Source organism: Vibrio sp. C8, assembly GCF_054051265.1.
Genome location: NZ_JBPAOE010000036.1, coordinates 1 through 953 on the forward strand (window position 1 = coordinate 1; position 953 = coordinate 953).

The following is a 953-nucleotide window of genomic DNA, read 5'->3' on the forward strand; positions in this document are numbered from 1 at the left end:
GGGTAGGGGAGCGTTCTGTAAGCCGTTGAAGGTGTGTTGTAAAGCATGCTGGAGGTATCAGAAGTGCGAATGCTGACATGAGTAACGATAAAGGGGGTGAAAAACCTCCTCGCCGGAAGACCAAGGGTTCCTGTCCAACGTTAATCGGGGCAGGGTGAGTCGACCCCTAAGGCGAGGCCGAAAGGCGTAGTCGATGGGAAACGGGTTAATATTCCCGTACTTCTTACAATTGCGATGGGGGGACGGAGAAGGCTAGGTGGGCCTGGCGACGGTTGTCCAGGTTCAAGTGCGTAGGCTTGAGAGTTAGGTAAATCCGGCTCTCTTTAAGGCTGAGACACGATGTCGAGCTACTACGGTAGTGAAGTCATTGATGCCATGCTTCCAGGAAAAGCCTCTAAGCTTCAGATTGTAAGGAATCGTACCCCAAACCGACACAGGTGGTCGGGTAGAGAATACCAAGGCGCTTGAGAGAACTCGGGTGAAGGAACTAGGCAAAATGGTACCGTAACTTCGGGAGAAGGTACGCTCTTGACGGTGAAGTCCCTTGCGGATGGAGCTGATGAGAGTCGCAGATACCAGGTGGCTGCAACTGTTTATTAAAAACACAGCACTGTGCAAAATCGTAAGATGACGTATACGGTGTGACGCCTGCCCGGTGCCGGAAGGTTAATTGATGGGGTTAGACTTCGGTCGAAGCTCTTGATCGAAGCCCCGGTAAACGGCGGCCGTAACTATAACGGTCCTAAGGTAGCGAAATTCCTTGTCGGGTAAGTTCCGACCTGCACGAATGGCGTAATGATGGCCACGCTGTCTCCACCCGAGACTCAGTGAAATTGAAATCGCTGTGAAGATGCAGTGTACCCGCGGCTAGACGGAAAGACCCCGTGAACCTTTACTACAGCTTGGCACTGAACATTGAACCTACATGTGTAGGATAGGTGGGAGGCTTTGAA

At 51.9% G+C, this 953-nt stretch carries 1 rRNA gene; it reads left to right on the plus strand.

The window, feature by feature from the left end:
- A 23S ribosomal RNA gene (locus ACRQQK_RS15490) occupies nucleotides 1-953 on the plus strand; the annotation flags it as partial.